The organism is Syntrophales bacterium (assembly GCA_026417625.1).
Classification (GTDB): Bacteria; Desulfobacterota; Syntrophia; order Syntrophales; family UBA8958; genus JAOACW01.
Genome location: JAOACW010000007.1, coordinates 1 through 21,673, shown reverse-complemented (window position 1 = coordinate 21,673; position 21,673 = coordinate 1). Strand labels below are relative to the sequence as shown.

The window sequence follows — 21,673 nt, the reverse complement described above, 5'->3', positions numbered from 1 at the left end:
TTGTATAATTCCATTACGAGATTTTGAAAATTTCTCCCAATAGGTTTACTTTTTTGTGGCAATAGCTGTCAGCTCGTACCTTTTTTCTTCCACAACGCCTATGTCTTCTTCATTTTTTAAAAAAATATTGAGTGTTTCTTTCACTAGTTCGGGATTCAACGACTCTGCATTGAGCATGAGAAGTACCTTTGCCCAATCCAGTGTCTCACTGATGGAGGGGAGTTTTTTTAGATTGAGCTTCCGGACCTCGTGAATGAAGGTAACTATTTGGTGGTTGAGACGTTCCCCTATGCCGGGGACACGTACGCGTATAATCTCTCTTTCCAATTCTGGTGTTGGGAACGGTATAAACAGATGGAGGCAACGTCTTTTCAGTGCTTCACTTAACTCCCGGGTGTTGTTACTTGTTAGAAAGACAAAAGGTTTTGACACAGCCTTTACAGTTCCTATCTCGGGGATGGTTACCTGGTAATCGGAGAGTATTTCCAAAAGGAAGGCTTCAAATTCATCATCCGCCTTGTCAATTTCATCTACTAGTAGAACGGATCCCTCCCGCTGCTGTAACGCTTTTAATAGGGGTCGGGGTTCCAGAAATTCATAGGAGAAGAATATGTCGTCGTATCTGTGTAGCTTTTCGATGGAAGCCGTGAAGCTCTCTTCAGTACTGATGATGCTGTCAAGTTTGTCCTTGAGGAGTTGCGTGTATAGCAGCTGTTTTCCGTATTTCCATTCGTACAGTGCTTTTGCTTCATCAAGACCCTCGTAACACTGAAGTCTTATTAGCGGTAAGCCCAGGTATTGTGCCGTAGTTTTGGCCAGTTCTGTTTTTCCGACTCCGGCAGGACCCTCTACCAAAATGGGTTTTTCCAAATGGTATGCTAGATATACGGTTGTCGCTACATGTCTGCTTGTTATGTAAGAAATTTCTCTAAAACCTTTTTGCACTGCTTCTATTGAAGAAAATTTTTGATCTAGGGTTGATGGCATCTTATGGTTTCCTCGCCTATTTTTCGTTGTTTCAATAATAGCACATTTGAAGCCAACTTTATAAGCTGCCACAAATCTCTTGTGATGATTTCATAATCATCGCATACTGGAATATTATTTTTAGTTACGAAGCGTTCAATGATCTTGCTGCGCCGTCTGGATAGAGCGCGGAACGACAAAACAAAGGGGGTTACGTCATGTTTTCCTTCTTTTTTATCCAGTATTAATGCTGTCTCATAGGCGATGAGCCTCAAGGTATGGTCTAGGTAGGCTATGTGCCCCAGGGTTTCCGTGCCGGCCTCACCTATATTTTTAATACGATTATGCTCTTTCAATTTTTCAACAACATGGGATAGCTGGTATGACATCCCTCCCAGTATAGGTCCCATTAGTCCAACATCTTCGGCACTACGAAATGGTATGACCAACTTCTCGTAAGCGTGATTTTCTATTACTGTATTATCTTCAGATACCCAGCAGTTCTCAAGTTTTATACCACAGTGGGGGCTTGGATGAAGAGAATTGACAGGGATCCCCTGCGTTAGAGTAAGGCCATCTGCATTACAAGGGACGATAAATGCGGAAAACATTTTTCTATAACCGGAAGTGCCCGTTATGGCAATGACAACGAAATAATCAGCTATAGGACCGTTCGTTACGTGAGATTTCTCACCACTTATTGAGAATCCTCCTTCTTTCTTTACCGCGGTTGTTTTTAAGTATTTTGGGTGGGCACCGACTTCTGGTTCGGAGATTGCAAAAGATACAGTGGATAGACCGGACGCAATGCGGCTCAAGTACTTATCCTTGATATTTTCAGAGGAGATATCATCAAATACGAGCTTTGCAATAACATTGTGCACAATTATCGATAGGACAAGACCAAGATTGTGACCACTGGCCACAAGTGATTCGCCCACGAGACACATCCCAAGGTAACCTTTTTCTGAACCTCCGTATTCTTTAGGTATAAGGAGCCCGAGAAATCCTGCTTCTCCTATAACGTTCCATAGATCTAAAGGGAATTCTCTGCTTTTATTTAGGGTTAGAGGTTTGATATACTTGCTCGCAAACTCTGATGCATCATTCTTAAGTCTCAGCATGTCGGAGGTAATTTGCGAAAATACATACATAACATAATTTAATCGCATAACTGACATGGGTACGTCAAATAATTTGTGGTCAAACGAGAATAACTGCCTTGTGGGGGATACCGCCTTTCTTAGGTTACTATTAAAAACGGTCAGGAAGCTAGATATTGCGTTAAATAGGAGGGATTTCCTCCGATTTGCTGTCTTCGCTTCCAGTGCTCTTTGGTTCGAATTTTTTGCACCCCCCATTTCAGCTCTTGGAAGGGTCAAAGAAAGGCCCGATATAGTGGTTGCACAGGGAAAATCCCCCACATTAGTGACACGAGCGGCGGTAAACGCTATAGGTGGTATGGAGAGATTCATATCCCGGGATGATGTGGTAGTTGTAAAGCCCAATATAGGTTGGGACAGGACCCCCGAATACGCCGCCAATACCAATCCTGAAGTCGTAGCTGCAATTGTAAGGATGTGTTATGAAGCGGGAGCAAAAAAGGTGAAAGTCTTTGATCGTTCTGTGGCTCATCCACAGCGGTGTTATAAAAGAAGTGGAATTGCCGATGCAGTTTCAGCTGTGGGAGGGGTTGTAAGTTTTATCGATGAACGGAGATTTCGAGAAGTGAAGCTACCAGGTTATGCTTTTAAAACCTGGCCTCTTTACATGGATGTCATAGAGGCTGATAAAATTATAAATGTTCCCGTGGCTAAAACGCATGGTCTTACGGGACTCACCCTCGGGATGAAGAACTGGCTTGGTATTATGGGAGGATGGAGAGGATTACTCCACCAACGAATCAATGAGAGTATAGTCGATGTGTCTTTAACGGTCAAACCTGTCCTTGTGGTACTGGATGCAGTACGGATCCTTGTGGCCAACGGACCCCAGGGTGGCGACCTTTCTGATGTTGTGACCCTAAATACAGTAGTGGTGGGGACGGATCAAGTGGCAGTTGACGCTTTTGGTGCTTCTCTTTTCGGAATGAAGGGTCGTGACATAGGTTACATAAGACTCGGTCATGAGGCGCGTCTCGGTACTATGGATATCGGAAAGCTTAAAATATCGAGGGTTTACGTTTGAATAAACTCTGAGGTTCCATAGCTTTGACTCTCGATATTAAGAAAGGACGTATCGCTACCCAGTGTGTTTTTTTTCTCCTGTTTCTCCTTTTTTTCCTCTTTACGAGATACAGTGGTTCTGAAGAGGTGGAATACCCGGTAAAAATCTTCCTTGATATGGATCCTCTGATTTTCATAAGTACGAGCTTGGCTACTCGAAAGTTGGAGGTGTTCCCCCATCTTGCTTTAGTAATTTTACTGGCTTCTGTTTTCTTAGGGAGATTTTTCTGTGGTTGGATCTGTCCTTTGGGAACCATTAGCGATTTTGTTGGCTTTTTCAGTGGTAGGTGGGCCCGAAAGACTCTGAACCTTTGTTGGCTGAAATACACCTTACTTGTTTTTTTAATAGTGACATCCCTTTTCTCTTTGCAGTTTATAGGTTTTTTTGATCCTCTTGCATTGCTTGTGAGGACCCTGACAATCTCGGTGTACCCTCTCTTTGGTAACATAGTTGATATTCTTATGAATTTTCCCCTTATGTCGGAATTTTTAGGCCCTGTTCGCGAAACTTTGCGGGAGAAGATCACCCTTCAGCCCCCCTTTTTTAAGCAGGGGTTTCTGATGGGTGTTATTTTCGGGGGTATTTTGACTTTGAATTTCGTCAGAACTCGTTTCTGGTGTAGGTATGTCTGTCCCCTTGGAGCTTTCTTTGGTTTCATTTCTCTTCTATCCCCTCTTAAGTTGGTTCAGGATGAAAACTGCAATGGGTGTGGTCTATGCAAGAAAGGCTGTCCCGGGAGGATGGACAAGACTGAGTGTTATATATGTGGTAGTTGTCTAAAACTCTGCCCAGAACGGGCAATACGTTTTTGCTACCGATGGGAAAAACCACCTGCTACAGGAAATTTTTTCCCACGCCGTTTGGTTCTCGCCGCTGTTGCTGGAGTTATTGTTTTTCCGCTATTTAAAGTGTTGCCGGGGAGTAAGAGGAGTTGTCTCCGACCGCCAGGGGTTGTAGAGAGTGATTTTTTACAAAAGTGCGTAAGATGTGGAGCCTGCATGAAGGTTTGTCCTACCAATGGACTCCAGCCAGCTATTTTGGAATCTGGTTTGGAAGGATTGTGGACTCCTGTTCTTTATCCCCGACTCGGTTACTGCGAGTATCACTGTACGCTCTGTGGCCAGGTATGCCCTACCGGTGCAATTAGACGTTTGACCCTCGAAGAGAAGAAGAGGACAAAAATAGGTGTGGCCATCATTTCCAAAGATAGGTGTTTACCCTATGCTTTTTCAGTACCCTGTATAGTTTGTGAAGAAGTTTGTCCTACCTCTAAGAAGTCGATTAGGTTGGAGACGGTTCTGGTAAAGGACGAAAAGGGAGGTAAAATGGTGCTAAAGCGGCCTGTTGTTGATGAAGAGCGGTGTGTAGGTTGTGGAATGTGCGAGAACAAGTGTCCTGTATTAGGAAAGCCTGCCATTGAAGTGGTGAGTGTTTCTGCCCGGGGTTGACGGTGGAATGAACATGTGTTATAGCGGACAACCATGAAGAAATTAACCATCAAATGGCAAAGATTGTTGGTGGATGGAAGGACCTGTGGACGGTGCGGGTCTACGGAAGAGGAACTGGAAAAGGCGAAAGACTTGCTCTCGGTTATGCTTCGTCCCCGGGGGATTGAGGTGGTTCTTGAAAAGGATGTGCTTACCTTCGATGAATTCAGAAAGAATCCTTTAAGTTCCAATCGTATTTGGATAAATGGGATACCCATTGAAGATCTCCTTTCTGGTTCGGAGGCTGAAAGTCCATGTTGTGACGTCTGTGGTTCTTACAGTTGTAGAACTGTGAATATTGGGGGAAGTGTATACGAATCCATCCCTTCCGAATTGATCGTTAAGGCTGCACTGATTGCTGTTGATGGAAAAAAACTAGATGGCTTTTAGAAAAAGGGAATTTAATTCCACTTTTCATGTAAGGATCTTTTTTTTTGTACTTATCTTTCTCCTTTCATGCTTTTTCCCTCGTCTGCCGTTATGCGAGGAAAACCATGTAGTTTCAGGTGCAAATCGTAAAGTAGCTGATAGAAATCCTCTTTTTACGGAAAGGGGTTTTTTTGCTGGGATAGGGAGGGGTAGTCTGCCGGAGGGACATTACGTACCATTTCTGGTAATGGGTCATTTTGGTGTTGATCTCAAGAACTTCGCTTACTTTGATTTTTTGAAGGGACATAGAGGTACGTTGATAGCCCTTATCGAACCTCATTTCAGCTATGTATCCCAACCGAACACCGATTTTGAATGTGGTGTGGGTTTGGGGCTGAAGTATATGTATCCCCTTCATGGAAACCTTCACGGTTACGTTCTGGGGATTCTTGGGCCATCATACATTTCTATTGTAACACAAGAACAGGCCAACGGTCTTCTCTTTTCTGAGTCGTTTGGTGTTGGCATGTACGTGTTTGTGGGTGAAAAATGCGCCCTCAATATCGGTTATCGCATAAGGCACCTATCAAATGCCGGGTTTTCAAAACCCAATGGGGGCATTGATGTTCACTTAGCTGTTGTGGGTTACAGCGTGTTTTTTTGAATGTATCTCCTGGCGGAATCGAAAAAAAAGTTGCAATTGCTTTTGAATATTGCTAACAAACCAGAGGCTTTGCGCCGAACCGAAAGCGAAAACACCCGCGCTTCCAGCAGCCAATTTCGTTGGGTGTGAATATCATATGAGGGGGCTTTTTTATGGGTGATTATGAAAAAATCGTAAGAGAGCATTATGACCGTTTGTTAGAGCAGTGTAAGGTGCGAATGGATCAATTTGAGAGGGAGTATCCTGAACCCAGGGAAGACTTCCATGCACTGCTCAGGGAGAGGGGTATTTCTAGAAGGGATTTCCTCAAATGGACAGGTATTATGACGGCCGCTTTAATGTTGCCACCTGTGTTTAAACCAATGGTGGCAAGAGCAGCGGAGAATTTCAGCCGCTTGCCGGTAATCTGGCTCCACTTTGCAGAATGTACGGGTTGCAGTGAAGCGATCTTGCGTTCATCTTATCCAAATGTGGATGATATACTACTGGAAACTATATCTCTGGAGTACCATGAAACAATTATGGCTGCGGCAGGATACCAGGCAGAGAAATGTTTGGAAGATGCAATGGAACACTTCGCTGGCAAATATGTTTGTGTGATCGAAGGGGCCATACCTAGGGGAATGGGTGGCCAGTATCTCCGCCTCGGGCCAAAAGGAGAAACGGGATTGGCTATAGGAAAGAAGGTTACTGCAAAGGCAGCGGCAAATATAGCCCTCGGAGCTTGTGCTGTGTGGGGAGGGATCCCATCTGCGCGACCCAATCCTACCGACGCAGTGGGGGCAGCAAAGGCATTGGGCATTTCTACAGTTAATATAGCGGGATGTCCTCCTAACACGGTGAATTTCACAGGAACGTTACTCTATTTCATAATGTTCGGTAGTATGCCACCCCTTGACAATCAGGGGCGACCGCTATGGGCATATGGGAAACGGGTACATGATTTCTGCGAAAGACGACCTCATTATGATGCCGGTGAGTTTGTGGAGCAGTGGGGTGATGAGGGTGCAAGGAAAGGGTGGTGTTTGTACAAGGTAGGTTGTAAAGGTCCATACACGTATGCCAACTGCCCTCATCTCCGTTTCAATGATCACATCTCGTGGCCGGTTATGGCTGGTCACGGTTGCATAGGATGTACGGAGACAGGTTTCTGGGATACCATGGCTCCCTATGAGAAGCCTGTTCACGAAGCTACCATCGGTGGGGGTGAACGGACGGTGGATAATATCGGGTTACTGCTGACGGCAGCTACTGTGGCTGGTGTAGCAGCGCACGGTGTGCTCACTGCGGTGCGCCGAAAAGATGAGGAAGAGAAAGAAGAGAAACATTAAAAGGGATAATCTACCAGGAGGTGAGCCATGGCAAAGAGAATGATAATCGATCCTGTAACGAGAATTGAGGGCCACCTGAGAATTGAGGTGGAATTGGATAATAACAATACGATAAAGGATGCGTGGAGTAGCATCACCCTTTGGAGAGGTATTGAAACGATACTCCGGGGAAGAGATCCGAGGGATGCAGGGCTCATTGTGCAACGATTCTGCGGTGTTTGTACGTACGTGCACTACGAGGCAAGTATCATGGCTTGTGAAGATGCCTTTGGCGTGAAACCGCCCACCAATGCCCGCATAATAAGAAATCTTACGCAGGGTATCTGGTATCTTGGTGATCATATTATGCACTTCTACCACCTACACGGCCTTGACTGGGTGGACATTGTCAGTGCCCTTAAAGCTAATCCCAAAGCTGCAGAGGAGTTAGCACGGAGCATTCATCCAAATCCATGGAATTGTTCTGCCACGCACTATAAATCAGTGCAGGAGCGTTTGACCCGGTTTGTTAAATCTGGCAGGCTGGGGCCATTTGCCAATGCGTACTGGGGTAACCCTTCTTACAAATTACCCCCTGAAGCGAATCTCGTAATTGCATCCCATTATCTGGATGCTCTTCAGATATCAAAGGTAGCTGCTCAGGCACAGGCAATTTTCGGTGGTAAAAATCCGCACCCACAGCATCTTGTTGTTGGTGGTGTGACTTGTGTTCTGGATGCCCTTAACCCCAGCCGGTTGGGTGAATTCCTGTTCCGCGCAAAAGAGGTGAAAGATTTTGTGGAGCGTGCCTACATTCCAGATGTTATACTGGCAGCGAAGTATTACAAGGATGAGGGTTTGGCAGGCATTGGTGGTGGTGTGAAGAACTATCTTTGCGTGGGTGGGTTCCCTCTGGACGACGACATGTCGACGTTCCTTTTCCCCCGGGGTGTGGTGAAGAATGGAGATTTGAGCAAAGTAGAGTCTTTTGATGAGAAGTTGATGACAGAAGAGGTTACCCACTCCTGGTATGAAGGAAAGGAACCTTTGCATCCCTATGATGGAACGACGATTCCAAAATACACAGGTCTAGATAAGGATGGCTACTTGAGAGGCGATGAAAAGTACAGTTGGTGCAAAGCTCCACGCTATGCAAATGAACCATGCGAAGTCGGTCCTTTGGCCCGTATGATAGTAGGTTACGCCTCGGGTGATAAGAGAATAAAACCTCTAGTGGATGAAACCCTTAAAACAACAGGGTTGCCTCCGAAAGTTCTTTTCTCCACTTTGGGGAGAACGGCAGCTAGAGCGATCGAAACGAAACTCGTTGCCGACCAGCTTGAGTCCTGGGTTAATGAACTTGTGTCCAACATAAAGAAAGGGGATACCAGAACCTGGACATATTGCGAGGTCCCAAGGGAGGGGCAGGGTAGAGGCATGACTGAGCCACCTCGGGGAGCTTTGAGTCATTGGATCAGGATTAAGAACTTCAAGATAGCCAACTATCAGGCTGTGGTTCCCTCTACTTGGAACTGTTCACCCAGGGATAGGAATGGGAAACGGGGACCATATGAGGAATCGCTGATAGGGATAAGACTGGCGAAGGCAGATCAACCTCTGGAAATTCTGCGCACTATTCATTCCTTCGATCCGTGTATGGCTTGTGCTGTACATATAATTGAACCCAACGGCGATGTTAGGAAGTTTAAGGTGTGTTAAGGAGGATGCTATGGGACATCACGTAGTACCGCAGAAACATTGGACTGTGGCTATGCGTATTAACCATTGGGCCATGGCTGTATCCATATTTGTGCTGATTGGGACCGGTTTCTTGATAGCTTACCCGGTGACGGTTCAGCCAGGAGAGACATGGTTGAAGTTCTCCGTTGGTGAGATACGATTCTGGCATCTTTTCTTCGGTGTTTTGCTCACTTTTCTCTTCATCTGGAGGGTCTACCTCGCTTTTTTCTCTCGCTACCGAGCTGACTGGAAAGATCTCCTCGCTTTCCTGAATTTTCAAGATCTTGTTCATCAGATAAGGTTTTACCTTCTTCTGGAGAAAAAAGGCCCACCACACAGGGGTCTTTACGGACCAATGCAATCACTGGCATACTTGGGGCTTTTTGGTCTGATATTTCTCATTGTTATAACGGGTCTCATACTCATGGGGGCGAGTTACCATGCTGGCATCACTGCATTTGTCTACACACTTCTAAAGCCAGTGGAGGTACTATTAGGTGGACTGGCGATGGTCAGGTACATACACCATATTCTGACGTGGTGTTTTGTGCTTTTTATTGTGGTGCACGTGTACATGGCCTTCTGGTATGATGCTGTTCTTAAAGAAGGGACTCTATCTTCTATGGTGAGTGGTTATATGTTTAAAAAAGAGGGACATTAATGCGGGTTTAGGTTCCTATCGCCTTTTAATTATACTCAGGGGGGAGAATGAAAAGTTCTCCCTCTTTTGTTTGTACGGTGCGTATGTCTGAAAAGAAAAGAATTACCATTCTTGGGTTAGGCAATGTTATTCTCAAAGATGATGGTTTCGGTGTCCATTTTGTGAAGTGGTTTGAGCAGAGATGGAGTTTACCCAAAGGTGTAGAGATAATTGAAGGTGGAGTTATGGCCTATGCGCTTCTGGATCCTATATGCAATTGCGAAAACCTCATTGTTATAGATGCGTTGAAGGTCGATGATGAGCCAGGTTCTATATACCGTTTTACGCTTGCCGAACTGGAACCTAGGTTACCCCCACCTACTTCCGCACATGAAGTTCAATTTTTGGATGTGTTGTGTAAAGCGGAAATGCTGGGCGAGGCACCCACGGTCATTTTTCTGTGTATCGTCCCTGTTAATATCCACGAGATGGGTATGGACATGAGCCCTTTGATGTGGGAAAAATTCCCCCAGATGGAGGAACTCCTTTTGAAAGAGTTAGCGAGATACGAGGTATACCCGGTAAGAAGAGATGCATGAGCTCTCTTTGGTAGAATCTTTGTTGGATATCGTGGAAGAATATGCTAGGAGAGAAAGCTTTAAGTGTGTGAAGGTGGTGCGTCTCTCAATGGGAAGATTTTCTCACGTTGTTCCAGATGCGTTGCGTTTTGCCTTTGAGATCCGTGCCAGAGACAGTATTGCAGAGGGGGCGAGGATCGATATCGATATTTTACCTGCTTCTTTGTATTGTTTCCCCTGTGAGAGGGAAATGGAGATGGAGAGTTCTGATCTGGTTTGTCCGAAATGTGGTAGTAGAGAGGTGCTTCTAGTTAAAGGTATGGAGGAGTTGAAATTGCTCGAGTTAGAGGTAGAATGATGGGCGGATATTAGAAGGAGGTTTAAAAGATGTGCATTGCCATCCCAGGTCGGGTTATAAGCATCAATGAAGAAAACATGGCTGTAATTGAGGTGTTTGGATCTAAACGGGAGGTATCACTCGATCTCCTTGATGAACCTGTAAAGGTGGGTGATTATCTTATCTGTCATGCGGGTTATGCAATTCAGCGGCTTGATGAAGATGTGGCTATGGAAAAACTCGCCTTTCTTAAGGAAATCATAGAAAATGAAGTATATTGAATGTTATCGAGATCCTGAACTCGTTCACGGACTCCTAAAGAGTGTTTCCTTTCTGGCTGAAAGGCTTGCCGGTAATGTAACTATTATGGAGATCTGTGGTACTCACACTCATGCAATGGGTCGTTGGGGACTTCGTCGTCTTGTGCCTCGGAATGTCCGCCTTATCTCTGGTCCTGGTTGTCCGGTATGTGTGACATCTGCTGCGGATCTGGACACGGCCCTTTATCTTGCCGGGTTGCCGGGTGTAATTTTCACGACTTTTGGAGATATGCTCAGGGTACCTGGCACTGGGGGAAGGTGTCTTCAAGATCTACGCGCAGAGGGAGCTGATGTTAGGGTTGTGGCTTCACCACTTGATGCAGTTCAGATTGCGAGAGATAATCCGGGAAGGGAGGTCATTTTTTTAGGAATAGGTTTTGAAACAACAGCTCCTGCTGTGGCAGCCGCGATTATTACCGCGAAGAAAAAGGATGTGCGTAACCTTTCTGTTTTTTCCATTCATAAGACGATTCCTCAGGCAATTAAGGCACTCTTAGATGATCCGTCATTATCCATTGATGGTTTTCTTTGTCCCGGCCATGTGAGTGTTATAACTGGAGTAGCGGCGTATGACGTGATCCCCCAGGTAAGAAGAGCCGCAGTTATTACAGGATTCGAGCCGGTTGATATTGTTGAGGGGATTCTTATGCTTCTCAAACAAATACTTAGTGGCCGATTCGAAGTGGCTGTTCAGTACGAGAGAACTGTAAAGAGAGAGGGCAATTTAAAAGCACGTATGCTTATGAATGAGGTTTTTGTTCCCTGTGATGCCGAATGGCGGGGTCTAGGTATGATTGGAGGGAGTGGATTGCGTATAAAGGATGTGTACCGGGACTACGATGCGCTGGAGAGGTTTTCCGTACCTCCACTTGAGAGCGTGGAACCCCCAGGGTGCTCCTGTGGAGAGGTGTTGAAAGGAATTGTAACACCGAAAGAGTGCAAACTTTTTGGGAAGTTCTGTACGCCCGCTAATCCTGTGGGGCCTTGTATGGTTTCCAGTGAGGGAACGTGTGCAGCTTTTTACAGGTATGGTATGAACCGTGAGTAGAGCTCGTAAAATTTTTTGGAGGAAAGATTCCGATGAAGGTTACAGTTGTGAGAAACATTCTGGAGGCGAATGACAGAATCGCCCTGGAGAATAGGAGGCTTTTTGATGAGAAAGGTATCTATGTGGTGAACATTATGAGTTCTCCCGGTGCGGGGAAGACATCCCTTTTGGAGAGAACCATTGCAGCCCTTCGTAGTGATTACCGGTTGGCTGTTATTGAAGGAGATATTCAGGGTACTGTTGATGCGGATAGGATTGCTGCCCTGGGTATACCTGTAGTTCAGATCAACACCCACGGTGCATGTCACATTGATGGAAATATGACAAGGGAGGCTTTGCCTATCTTAGATCTCGATAATTTAGACCTACTTTTTATAGAGAATGTTGGTAACCTCGTTTGTCCTGCTGAATTTCGGGTGGGAGAAAATATAAAGGTTATGATCCTCAGTACACCCGAAGGGGCTGACAAACCCGTTAAATATCCACTGATGTTTAAAGAATCATCCGTGATGATAATAAATAAAATGGACCTTATACCCTACGTGGATTTTGATTTGGAATTGGCTAAAAAGAGAGCTCTGGCTGTGAATCCCGAACTAAGTATATTCGAAGTTTCCTGTAAGACAGGTATTGGTCTGGATAACTGGACAAGCTGGCTTAAAAGCAGGGTCGCGGATTTCAGGAAAAATGGGTCATGATCGCAAACGGAAAAGGTACGTTTTTTTTGGAATCGTTCAAGGTGTTGGTTTTCGCCCGTATTTGTTCAGGATGGCAAGAAAGCATAAGCTTCATGGATTTGTGCGCAACACACCTGAGGGCGTTGTTCTCGAGGTTGAAGGTTCGGAAGGAAGTATAGTTAGTTTTTTCGAGGATGTAATGGCGCATTTGCCCCCAGCAGCGGAGGTTTCCCGTGTAGACTCTCATGATTTAGATGCTGTTGGTGAAGAGACTTTTAAAATTATCGAGAGTGACAGTGAAGGGGAGAAGGAAGTTATCATCTCGCCCGACATTGCGATCTGCGATGAGTGCCTCAGGGAATTGGAAGATCCTCATGATAGGCGGTATGCTTACCCTTTCATAAATTGCACAAATTGTGGTCCCCGTTTAACCATTATCCGTGATATACCATACGATCGTCCCAACACCTCTATGGGCTGTTTTCATCTGTGTAACGACTGCCTTTCCGAGTATATGGATCCCGTAAATAGGAGATTTCATGCAGAACCAAATGCCTGCCCCATTTGTGGTCCCAGATTGTGGTTGGCAGATAAGGATGGTGGTGAAATATTTTATTTTCGTAATGACCCGATCGGTGGGGCGGTGGAAAAGTTGCGGAAAGGATACTGTGTAGCAGTTAAAGGTTTGGGGGGATTTCATCTTGCTGTGGATGCAACATCAGAAGACGCGGTGCGACGACTTCGTTTCAGAAAGAATAGGGAGGAAAAACCTTTCGCTATAATGGTTCAAGATTTAGAAATGGCAAGGAGGATTGTGGAACTGAGCCAGTTGGAAAAGGATACTCTTGTGTCACCCAGACGGCCTATTGTTTTGTGTGGCAGGAAAGACGGATCTTTTGTGGCACCTTCAGTGGCGCCAGGTGTTCCCGACCTGGGCGTTATGTTGCCCTATACACCACTTCACCATTTGCTTTTGAAACGCATTGGGGTTCCTCTGGTGATGACGAGTGGCAATAGGGTAGACGAGCCGATATGCATTGGTAACAGGGAAGCTATTTCTAGGTTGCGTGACATTGCTGATTTTTTCCTGTTACACAACAGAGACATTCTTGTCAGGTGCGATGATTCTGTAGAGGCTTTTGCTGGGTCTAATAAAATTCTTGTTCGGCGCTCAAGAGGATGGGCACCTAAACCTATTGTACTGAAACAATCCTTCCCCAGTGTACTTGCTTTAGGTGGACACTTAAAGTCTACGCTTTGTATTCTCAAGGACGATAAAGCCTATATTAGTCCCCATATTGGTGATCTCGAGACACCTGAGGCTAGGGATTTTTTTGTCGAGAACATTAGGTTAATGGAACGTATTGCTGGATGTTCTCCTGAATTTGTAGTCTGTGATCTCCATCCTGGGTATTGGACGACCCGTTTCGCTGAGGAGTTACCCTGCAAGGGTGTGATCCATGTGCAGCATCACCACGCCCATGTTGTAAGTGCTATGGCTGAAAACGGATTATTTGGCACAGTTATAGGCTTGGCAATGGACGGAACTGGGTACGGTGATGATGGGAAAATATGGGGAGGAGAGTTTTTAGTGGCCGATTGTGCGAGGTACAAGAGGGTAGGGCATATAAGTTCCTTTTGTTTGCCTGGTGCGGAAAGAGCGGTAAAGGAGCCTTGGAGATGTGCACTGGGGGTGCTCCACGAGAGTTTCGAGCAAGATTGGCAAAATGTGGTCAGAAGGTTGAAATTGGTGAACTCCGATTTGGATCTAAATGTCTTTGATCGTATGATGCGTAGTAGATTCAACGCACCGGAAACAACCAGTTTAGGGCGTCTTTTCGATGCTGTCGCTGCTGTAGTGGGAATCAGAAAGACAATGACTTTCGAAGGACAGGCGGCTATGGAACTTCAGAGTTTAGTTAAACCAGGTGTGACAAAACGTTATCCTTTCAATGTTGTTATTGACGATGCGGATAGGAAGATCCTCGATATCCGTCCATTGATACGTGCTCTTGCTGAAGACGTGCTTTTAGGTGAAGATCCATCGATTGTGGTATCCGCATTTCACTTAACGTTGGTTGATGCCTTTATCGCTATGGCAAAAATAATCAGGGATGTAACAGGTATCAGCACGGTGGTTCTAAGTGGTGGATGTTTTCAGAACAAAATCCTTTTGGGAGAGATGGTAGAGATCTTGCGACGTTGCTACTTTGAAGTCCATACTAACAGAGATGTGCCCATAAACGATGGTGGTATATCTTTTGGTCAGGCAGTTGTCGGTGCGTCTATACTGAAGAAGAGGGATCTTTTCGCATGAAAAAACATAGAAGAGTGCTTATCGAGCATGGTAGTGGCGGTTTGTTAAGTCATGAGCTGGTGAAGGAGTTGTTTCTTCCTGTTTTTAGAAATGTTGCACTGGAAAGACTGGATGACAGTGCGCTGATCGAGGTTAAAGATGTAAAGCTCTGTTTCACGACAGACTCTTATGTTGTGGATCCCATATTTTTTCCCGGAGGAGATATTGGTTCTCTTGCTGTTTTTGGTACGGTGAACGATTTAGCGGTGTGCGGAGGTATCCCTCTGGCGATTAGTGCGGGGTTCATCATCGAAGAAGGGTTTCCTATGGATGATCTTCAACGCATAGTCACATCGATGGCGGAAGCGGCGAAAAAGGCGGGTGTGGTTATTGTAACAGGTGATACAAAAGTTGTAGCGAGAAGAAGTGCGGATGGTATTTTTATTAATACGTCGGGAGTGGGTATTGTTGAACCTGGGATTGACCTATCAGTGGAGCGCATTTCTGAAGGGGATGTAATAATTGTAAGTGGTCCAGTGGGAGACCACGGTGCAGCCATTCTGTGTAAAAGACGCGAGCTCGGCATAAGCGCCGATATACTTTCAGACTCTGCTCCTCTGAATGGCTTAATTAGCAGCATCCTGCGTTCCGGTGTGGATGTCCATTTCATGCGTGATCCCACGAGGGGCGGTTTGGGAGCTGTGCTGGCGGAAATTGCCAAGCAAGCGGATGTTGTACTGGAGTTGCAGGAGGAATGTATACCTGTAAGAGACCATGTGAAAGGTGTCTGTGAACTTTTGGGGTTTGATCCTTTATTTTTAGCCTGTGAAGGTAGGGTGGTAATGTTCTGCCCTTATCCCGATGTGGAAAAAGTTATGGATGTTATGCGCTCCCATGAATACGGCAGAGAAGCTACTGTGGTGGGTGTGGTGAAGGGCAAGGGTCGAGGCCGGCTACTCCTTCGATCAAGATTCGGTGGATTCCGAGAGATAGATCTTCCCGTTGGGGAGTTAGTGCCAAGGATCTGCTGAAGGAGATTTGTTCTCAGGATTCATGTCATTTTACGAATATTAGATTCTCTCTGCCACAACCTCCCATCCTTTTTCCTTGTTGATCTGCGTTATTACATTGTTGTCTATAGTCAATACTCCCTTACCGTGGAGTTCCCACAAGATGGCTTCAATATCATCTCCGTCTCTTCCCGTAAGCGCTGTAATTTTTGTGACAATATAATCCAGTCGGGTAGGAACGGGAACATACGTTAAGAACAAAAGTGTCAGGGTTTTTATCCATTCTTTTGTGGCTGTTTCTAAAGATTCGTTGGTGTTTTTCAGGCGGACGGAAAACTCCCTAAGCATCAGCATTGATATCTCTTCATTTTCCTTTAAAAGATTTTTTACGATATCGTGGTGAAAAATGGCCAGAGAAGTGTCTTCAAGGGCGACGGCAGATGCGGTACGTGGAGTGTCTACAAAGGCTGCCATTTCACCAAAGTATTGTCCCCTCTCAAGGACCATCAGTAACTTTTTGACATGACCTGCTTGTTTCTCTATCCCGACCTTTCCCGAAATGATGTAATACATTTCGTTTCCTGTATCGCCTTCATGAAATATGTAGGTACCTCTGGGATAAATTCGACCGAACCTCTTTAAAAGTCTCTCGTTGATTCGCAAACCTTTAGCCCTGCTTTTTATGAGCGCCCTTTCAAGCATTATCGTATTCTGTCTAATGTATGAAGACATAAACTCAGCACAGAAAAGGAAGATGATACCTGCGTAGAAGACCCATATGATTAGTATTACAATGGTTTCCAAGGAGCCGAAGATAATGCTATACCGTGTGTAGTTAGCGACATACCACGTGAAGAGATGTTTGGCTGTTTCTGTAAGCAAGGAAAAAATTGCGCTACCCAGCAGGGCCACTTTGAAAGGAATATGGACTGTAGGGACAGTTTTGTAAATAATCGTGAAAAAAGTTACCATAATTGCATAGGGGACTAAGTACTTGATGATCATACGCTGCATCGGTGGAAGGAGGGGAGTAAGTTCGTTAGTGAGGACAGGATGCTGAGTAATTACAAGAATAATACTTGTAATTGCAAAGCTTATCATCCCTATTGTCATAACCGTGGGAATCATTACCACTGCCAAAGCTTTAGATAGAAGATAGTTTCTTTTTTTGTGTGAACGGAAGGTTATATTTAGTGCTGTTTCCATTGAGCCAAATATCATTGCGGAAAACCACAAGAGCGATGCGATTCCTATCCAACCCAGAGCCTTTTCTTTCTGTTGTATATCTCCGAGGCTTTTTAGAAGATTTTCTGAGATTTGGGGTATTACATTGCGCATACCTTCCAAAATCTGTTGCTGTAATGCCTCTTGGGTTCCAAAGAAGTGTGCTGCCATTATCAAATAAAGAATGATAAGGGGGATAAGTGAGAGAAGTGCATACAGTGATATAGCTGCAGCTTGATTTGTATCTCCGTTATCGATGAAGTTTTCCACCGCATCTATAAGAATATCCCAAAGTTCCGCAAGGGTATTCTGAATGCGGCCGAAAAACTCAAGATGAGTGTTAATGAAGAAGTTTAATTTTTTTGCTAAGTTTAACATAAAAATGTATTAAAGGAACGCCCGAATTATTTTCAAGAAAAAATTGATCTGCTTCTTTCCCTCGGCATCTGTCTTGCAAACGAGATAGTGAAAAATTGTGGAGGTTTTAGGCATGTACATGAGAGTAGGTTGTATTAGGATTCTTTTGTTTTTAATTTTATGTTCCCTCGTTCCCTACGAGAGTTTAGTTCATGCAGAAACGGAGGGTAAGGTTAAACCAACAACAGAAATTACAGTTGCGATGTTGAATGCGTATGTTTCCAACGGAGATGAGCTGTCACGGCATAGCTTGGTTATTCAGCCTCAGTTGAAGTTCTCCTACGCTCCATGGAGTGTCGTAGTATGGGGCAACCTCGACACCAAACCCTATTTGGAGGAGACTTCAACGAAGAAGGGAGATACTAGACAGAAATGGACAGAGACGGATATTAAACTCTCTTACGAGCGAACATGGGGTATCGTCCGTGGTTCTGCCACGTATACTTATTATGCAAACGCAGGCTCAGGGCAGAAGGATGATCAAGACTTCACTTTGGCGTTTGGTATTAACACCTATCTGAACCCTTATTTGAGTATTTCAAGGAGTTTCGATAGTTCCCAGAGGTGGTATATTTTGATGGAGCTGTCTCACACCTTTGATCTATCGAAGACTGTGTCTCTGAGGTTAGCCGCCTCGGGTAGCTATCTCATCAGTCAGGATGATGAAAGACGTAGGATAAACGATGATGGAACAGATACGAGGCCCGATGGATCAAAGAATGACCATTACCGAAACTTCCATGATGGGGTTGTATCGATATCCTTACCTGTGAAACCTGTAGACTGGATTACTGTGACCCCCCAAGTGTCTTATGTTTTTCCCCTGTGCCATGATGCGAAAAACGATATGAAAAAGAGAAGTATTCAGCAGGACACAGCGTTTGCTGACAGAGAAAGTTCGTTTCTTGTGTGGGGGGTTAGTTTTACATTTACCTTTTGAAGATGAGATTTGGAAGCGCGGTGCTGAGGGGTGGTAGGAAAGTCACCGTAAGGAGTACCCCAACGGCAATTAAAAAAGGTATGGATATACCCCGGGTTAAACGTTCCAGTGAAAGTCCTGAAATACCGCATATGGAGAAGAGTACAGCTCCCACCGGCGGTGTTATTAGTCCTAACACGAGATTGAAACACACAACGACTCCAAAGTGTAATGGATCTATGCCCATTTTTTCCGCAATGGGTGCCAACATAGGGGCCATTATAACTAACGCCGGCGCTGTTTCTATGGGTACTCCGATGAGGAGTAAAACTATGTTGACGAGAACGAGAAACACGTACGGATTAGACGAGTACGGGACAATAAGCTCGGTGATTTTGCTGGGAAGTTGTTCAACTGCCACTATCCACGCAAAAGGTTCAGAGAGCCCCAGGAGGATGAGTACCACAGATGATTCCACACCTGATTTGAGAATTATTGAGGGAAGTTGTTTCAGCCTAAGCCGCCTGTGGATTAGAAAACCTGTTATCAGGGCAAGTGTGACAGCTACGCCTGCAGCTTCGGTTGGTGTGAATATTCCAGCGATGATTCCACCCACAATTACAACTGGCATTGCAAGAGATGGAAGGGATTGGGAAGTGACATTGATGATTTCTTTTATAGTTGCCCTCTCATGGCGGGGGTAACCCCGTGTGCGAGCTACGAGGATCATGTACAGCATAAGTGAAGCACCGAGAAGTAAACCTGGCAATACTCCTGCTACAAATAGAGAGGCTATGGACACGTTAGTGATGATTCCGTAAATGATAAAGGGTATGCTCGGTGGGATTAAGGGTCCCATACAAGAGGCAGTAGCAGTGACACCTGCGGAGAGTTCTTCGTCATATCCTTGTTTTTTCATAGCTGGTATCATTACAGTACCAATGGCTACCGCTGTAGCAACGGCGGATCCTGAAATGGCAGCAAATACTGCGCTGGCAAGAATGGTGGCTAAACCCAATCCGCCCCTTATGTGTCCCAGGATGACTTTTGAAAAGCGGACGAGATCCTCTGTTAAACCGCCGGCATGCATAAGATGACCGGAGAGGATAAAAAGTGGGATGGCAAGGAGGGGAAAGGAAGCTATGCCGGCGAAGGTTGTTTGGGTAAGAAGGGTGAGTGAGATTTCTTTTTGGACAAGTATGTAGATGAGTGAGGCTGCCCCAAGGGTAAGAGCAATGGGGATACCTAGGAGGAGGAATAAGAGAAAGGAGATGAGAAAAAGGATCAGTTCCATGTTCCAGAGGTTTCAGCAGAGGGATATTCTTGGTGATTTTTCTTGAAGTTATTGGTTAAAAGGATTTCCAACGATACGGAAAACATAATTCCAAACCCAATGGGAAGTGCACTGTAAGGAAAGGCCATCGGGATTCCCAGGGCTGGTGATTTCTGATGCCAGTTAATCAAGGTTTGGTGAACGCTGAAGTATGTCATGATAGCAAAGAAAAGGTTTGTGAAAATCAGAGAAATTGTAAGGATTGTGTTGCGAACTCCCGGTTGTAGTTTTTTTACCAGAAATTCCATAGCTATTAGGTACCCTCTTTTGAAAGCTGAAGCGGTTCCCATCATAGTGAGCCATACGAGAGAGAAAACAGCCAGTTCTCCGAACCATGCTGGCATCGTACCTAGTATGTAACGGCAAAATACTTCACCTGGTATAAGAATGGCGATTAGGGATAGAAAGATAACTGTTGCAAAATCGGCAAAACGGATAGCTAACGAGTTGAGACGGAATAAAAGGTGCGCCACTGCCTTTTTTCTTTGATCAACGTGTATTTACAATGGCTTGGATGTTTTCTTTTCCGAATTGTTTTTCATATTCAGCGAGCGCCGATGACATTGCGTTACGCCATAGAGTTTTGTCAATTTCTATAACATGCATCCCCTTCTGCTTTAATTCCTCTATTTGTTTTGCCTCATTATCGCGCCCCAGTTTTCGCTGGTAAGGTGCCACTTCTAAAGCTGCTTTGAGGAATATGTCCTGGTCTTCGGGTTTCATAGCCTGCCATTTTTTTGCACTTACAATAACTACAGCAGGAGAGTACACATGTTGGGTTAGGGTCAGGTATTTCTGAACCTCGTTTAACCTCGAAGAGTGGATTACAGCGATGGGATTCTCCTGTCCATCTATCGTTTTCTGATGCAGAGCTGTATACACCTCACCCCAGGGCATGGGAACAGGATTTGCGCCAATGGCCTTCCAGGCAGTAAGATGAATTTTGTTTTCCATAGTTCTTATTTTGAGACCTCGGACATCAGCGGGAGTTTTCACTGGTCTTTTTGAATTCGTGAGATGTCGAAAGCCGTTTTCCCAGAAAGCCAGTGCTTTGAATCCAGATTTTTCTAAACTGTCTAGTAGTTGTCTCCCTATGGGGCCGTCAAGCACCTTATCTACATGTGTGTGGTCTAGGAATAAAAAGGGAATATCCAAAATGCCTATGGAACTGTTAAATCCACCGAGGGGACCTGTTGAGCCTACATAGATGTCTATTGTTCCCTGTTGAACGGTTTCCAAGATTTCCCTTTCACCCTTCCCAAGCTGACCATCAGGGTAGAGTACGATTTCTATGCGACCCCCTGTTCGCTCTCGAATAAGTTCTGCGAATTTTAAAGCCCCTTGGTTGTATGTGTGTGACATTGGGGTCATTGTGGCAAGCTTCATGATCCATTTTGATCCTTCTTTAGTTGGTTTTTCCTGGGGTCCTCCGCAGGAAAGTGCACAGATAATGGTAAAAACATAAAGGACTGATGATAACTTTATTCTCTTCATTTTTCCCTCTTTGTCGGAACGTACCTTTTGTTAAAAAAGTTATGCCACGTCAAAAGATCTCCATTCGTACCAGTTTACCAAATTGAGGTGAACGGACCATAGATCTATGATTGTTCTGTCACCCTCATGACTGTTTTCGTGGAGCCTCTCCGTCAGTTTTGCCAGTGAACTTCCCTCATAAATGAACGCTGTTTTGTGGTAGGGGGATACGTAGTCGAAATGAAGATGATCCTCGAGTATTTTGAAGTATACGTAGTTCATGATGTTAGATGCGTTGTATATGATACTCGGCGTGATTTTTCTTACCTCAGGTGAGAGGGCATGAATAGCAGTTACCCGCTGTTTTGCTAAGGATTTTAGCATTGCCGGTCTGAGTTCTGGGAAAGAATCGTATATCCATTTGTTGGTCATAATCTCCGGTGGCATAGTGGTCAACTGGTATACCACTCCCTCGTACCACAAAGGAAGCAGAACTTTCATTTGTTCGCGGGGAAAAAAATAAGAGAGCCTTCTTATCTCCTCTTCTGTTTCCATGAGGAACGAGGCCATTGTACGGCGATTAGCCACTGCGACATAGCGTTTACCTCTTGGTGCAGAATCTGTCTCTTATACACATCT

The 21,673-nt window shown here is 45.0% G+C and carries 22 protein-coding genes; 15 read left to right on the top strand and 7 right to left on the bottom strand.

The features are described 5' to 3' along the window. Window positions 1-45: 45 nt before the first annotated feature. Together N2317_05975 and N2317_05970 are read right to left on the bottom strand one after the other, a co-directional pair. Window positions 46-987: a MoxR family ATPase gene (locus tag N2317_05975; GenBank protein ID MCX7817038.1), complete on the bottom strand. Its 942-nt coding sequence runs from the start codon at window positions 985-987 to the stop codon at window positions 46-48. Beyond that, entirely contained in the window at window positions 972-2,120 is a 1,149-nt protein-coding gene (locus N2317_05970; protein ID MCX7817037.1) for an acyl-CoA dehydrogenase family protein, read from the bottom strand. The genes N2317_05975 and N2317_05970 overlap by 16 nt, the downstream gene beginning before the upstream one ends. 25 nt (window positions 2,121-2,145) lie before the next feature. Here N2317_05970 and N2317_05965 point away from each other — a divergent pair, with 25 nt between their 5' ends. From N2317_05965 to hypE, 14 genes are all read left to right on the top strand, one after another. Further along, the gene (locus N2317_05965; GenBank protein ID MCX7817036.1) at window positions 2,146-3,153 is read left to right on the top strand and encodes a DUF362 domain-containing protein; all 1,008 of its coding nucleotides are present in this window, start codon (window positions 2,146-2,148) and stop codon (window positions 3,151-3,153) included. 23 nt (window positions 3,154-3,176) lie between these two features. Then, window positions 3,177-4,640, top strand: coding sequence for a 4Fe-4S binding protein (locus N2317_05960; GenBank protein ID MCX7817035.1), 1,464 nt, complete (start codon window positions 3,177-3,179; stop codon window positions 4,638-4,640). 33 nt (window positions 4,641-4,673) lie between these two features. Continuing rightward, on the top strand, window positions 4,674-5,069 hold the full coding sequence (locus tag N2317_05955) for a DUF2703 domain-containing protein (GenBank protein ID MCX7817034.1): 396 nt from the start codon (window positions 4,674-4,676) through the stop codon (window positions 5,067-5,069). After that, window positions 5,059-5,712, top strand: coding sequence for an acyloxyacyl hydrolase (locus N2317_05950; GenBank protein MCX7817033.1), 654 nt, complete (start codon window positions 5,059-5,061; stop codon window positions 5,710-5,712). Before N2317_05955 ends, N2317_05950 begins: the two co-directional genes overlap by 11 nt. A 152-nt stretch (window positions 5,713-5,864) precedes the next feature. After that, window positions 5,865-7,043, top strand: coding sequence for a hydrogenase small subunit (locus tag N2317_05945; protein MCX7817032.1), 1,179 nt, complete (start codon window positions 5,865-5,867; stop codon window positions 7,041-7,043). 27 nt (window positions 7,044-7,070) lie between these two features. Beyond that, entirely contained in the window at window positions 7,071-8,741 is a 1,671-nt protein-coding gene (locus tag N2317_05940; protein ID MCX7817031.1) for a nickel-dependent hydrogenase large subunit, read from the top strand. A gap of 10 nt (window positions 8,742-8,751) precedes the next feature. Beyond that, on the top strand, window positions 8,752-9,423 hold the full coding sequence (gene cybH, locus N2317_05935) for a Ni/Fe-hydrogenase, b-type cytochrome subunit (protein MCX7817030.1): 672 nt from the start codon (window positions 8,752-8,754) through the stop codon (window positions 9,421-9,423). A 47-nt stretch (window positions 9,424-9,470) separates the two neighbouring features. Next, window positions 9,471-10,001 (top strand): HyaD/HybD family hydrogenase maturation endopeptidase, encoded by a 531-nt coding sequence (locus N2317_05930; GenBank protein MCX7817029.1) that lies wholly within the window; start codon window positions 9,471-9,473, stop codon window positions 9,999-10,001. A 7-nt stretch (window positions 10,002-10,008) separates the two neighbouring features. Next, on the top strand, window positions 10,009-10,338 hold the full coding sequence (locus N2317_05925) for a hydrogenase maturation nickel metallochaperone HypA (GenBank protein ID MCX7817028.1): 330 nt from the start codon (window positions 10,009-10,011) through the stop codon (window positions 10,336-10,338). A gap of 29 nt (window positions 10,339-10,367) precedes the next feature. Beyond that, a complete protein-coding gene (locus N2317_05920; GenBank protein ID MCX7817027.1) occupies window positions 10,368-10,598 on the top strand; it encodes a HypC/HybG/HupF family hydrogenase formation chaperone in 231 nt (76 codons plus the stop codon). Then, a complete protein-coding gene (hypD, locus tag N2317_05915; protein ID MCX7817026.1) occupies window positions 10,585-11,685 on the top strand; it encodes a hydrogenase formation protein HypD in 1,101 nt (366 codons plus the stop codon). Before N2317_05920 ends, hypD begins: the two co-directional genes overlap by 14 nt. A 32-nt stretch (window positions 11,686-11,717) precedes the next feature. Beyond that, window positions 11,718-12,383, top strand: coding sequence for a hydrogenase nickel incorporation protein HypB (gene hypB, locus N2317_05910; protein MCX7817025.1), 666 nt, complete (start codon window positions 11,718-11,720; stop codon window positions 12,381-12,383). Next, entirely contained in the window at window positions 12,373-14,679 is a 2,307-nt protein-coding gene (gene hypF / locus N2317_05905; protein ID MCX7817024.1) for a carbamoyltransferase HypF, read from the top strand. The genes hypB and hypF overlap by 11 nt, the downstream gene beginning before the upstream one ends. Beyond that, window positions 14,676-15,689 carry a hydrogenase expression/formation protein HypE gene (hypE, locus tag N2317_05900; protein ID MCX7817023.1) on the top strand — a complete coding sequence of 338 codons (1,014 nt, stop codon included), beginning with the start codon at window positions 14,676-14,678 and terminating at the stop codon, window positions 15,687-15,689. The genes hypF and hypE overlap by 4 nt, the downstream gene beginning before the upstream one ends. 39 nt (window positions 15,690-15,728) lie before the next feature. Here hypE and N2317_05895 read toward each other — a convergent pair whose 3' ends face one another. Further along, a complete protein-coding gene (locus N2317_05895; GenBank protein MCX7817022.1) occupies window positions 15,729-17,270 on the bottom strand; it encodes a YihY family inner membrane protein in 1,542 nt (513 codons plus the stop codon). A gap of 112 nt (window positions 17,271-17,382) precedes the next feature. Between N2317_05895 and N2317_05890 the strand changes: the two genes are divergently transcribed. After that, window positions 17,383-18,249: a hypothetical protein gene (locus tag N2317_05890; GenBank protein ID MCX7817021.1), complete on the top strand. Its 867-nt coding sequence runs from the start codon at window positions 17,383-17,385 to the stop codon at window positions 18,247-18,249. Here N2317_05890 and N2317_05885 read toward each other — a convergent pair. From N2317_05885 to N2317_05870, 4 genes are read right to left on the bottom strand one after another with little or no spacing between them, the layout of a single operon-like run. After that, the gene (locus tag N2317_05885) at window positions 18,239-19,522 is read right to left on the bottom strand and encodes a TRAP transporter large permease (protein ID MCX7817020.1); all 1,284 of its coding nucleotides are present in this window, start codon (window positions 19,520-19,522) and stop codon (window positions 18,239-18,241) included. The genes N2317_05890 and N2317_05885 overlap by 11 nt on opposite strands. After that, entirely contained in the window at window positions 19,513-20,034 is a 522-nt protein-coding gene (locus N2317_05880) for a TRAP transporter small permease (protein ID MCX7817019.1), read from the bottom strand. The genes N2317_05885 and N2317_05880 overlap by 10 nt, the downstream gene beginning before the upstream one ends. 16 nt (window positions 20,035-20,050) lie before the next feature. Further along, window positions 20,051-21,055: a TRAP transporter substrate-binding protein gene (locus N2317_05875; GenBank protein ID MCX7817018.1), complete on the bottom strand. Its 1,005-nt coding sequence runs from the start codon at window positions 21,053-21,055 to the stop codon at window positions 20,051-20,053. Between the two features lie 39 nt (window positions 21,056-21,094). After that, window positions 21,095-21,589, bottom strand: a complete 495-nt coding sequence (locus tag N2317_05870; protein MCX7817017.1) for a hypothetical protein — start codon at window positions 21,587-21,589, stop codon at window positions 21,095-21,097. Window positions 21,590-21,673 lie beyond the last annotated feature (84 nt).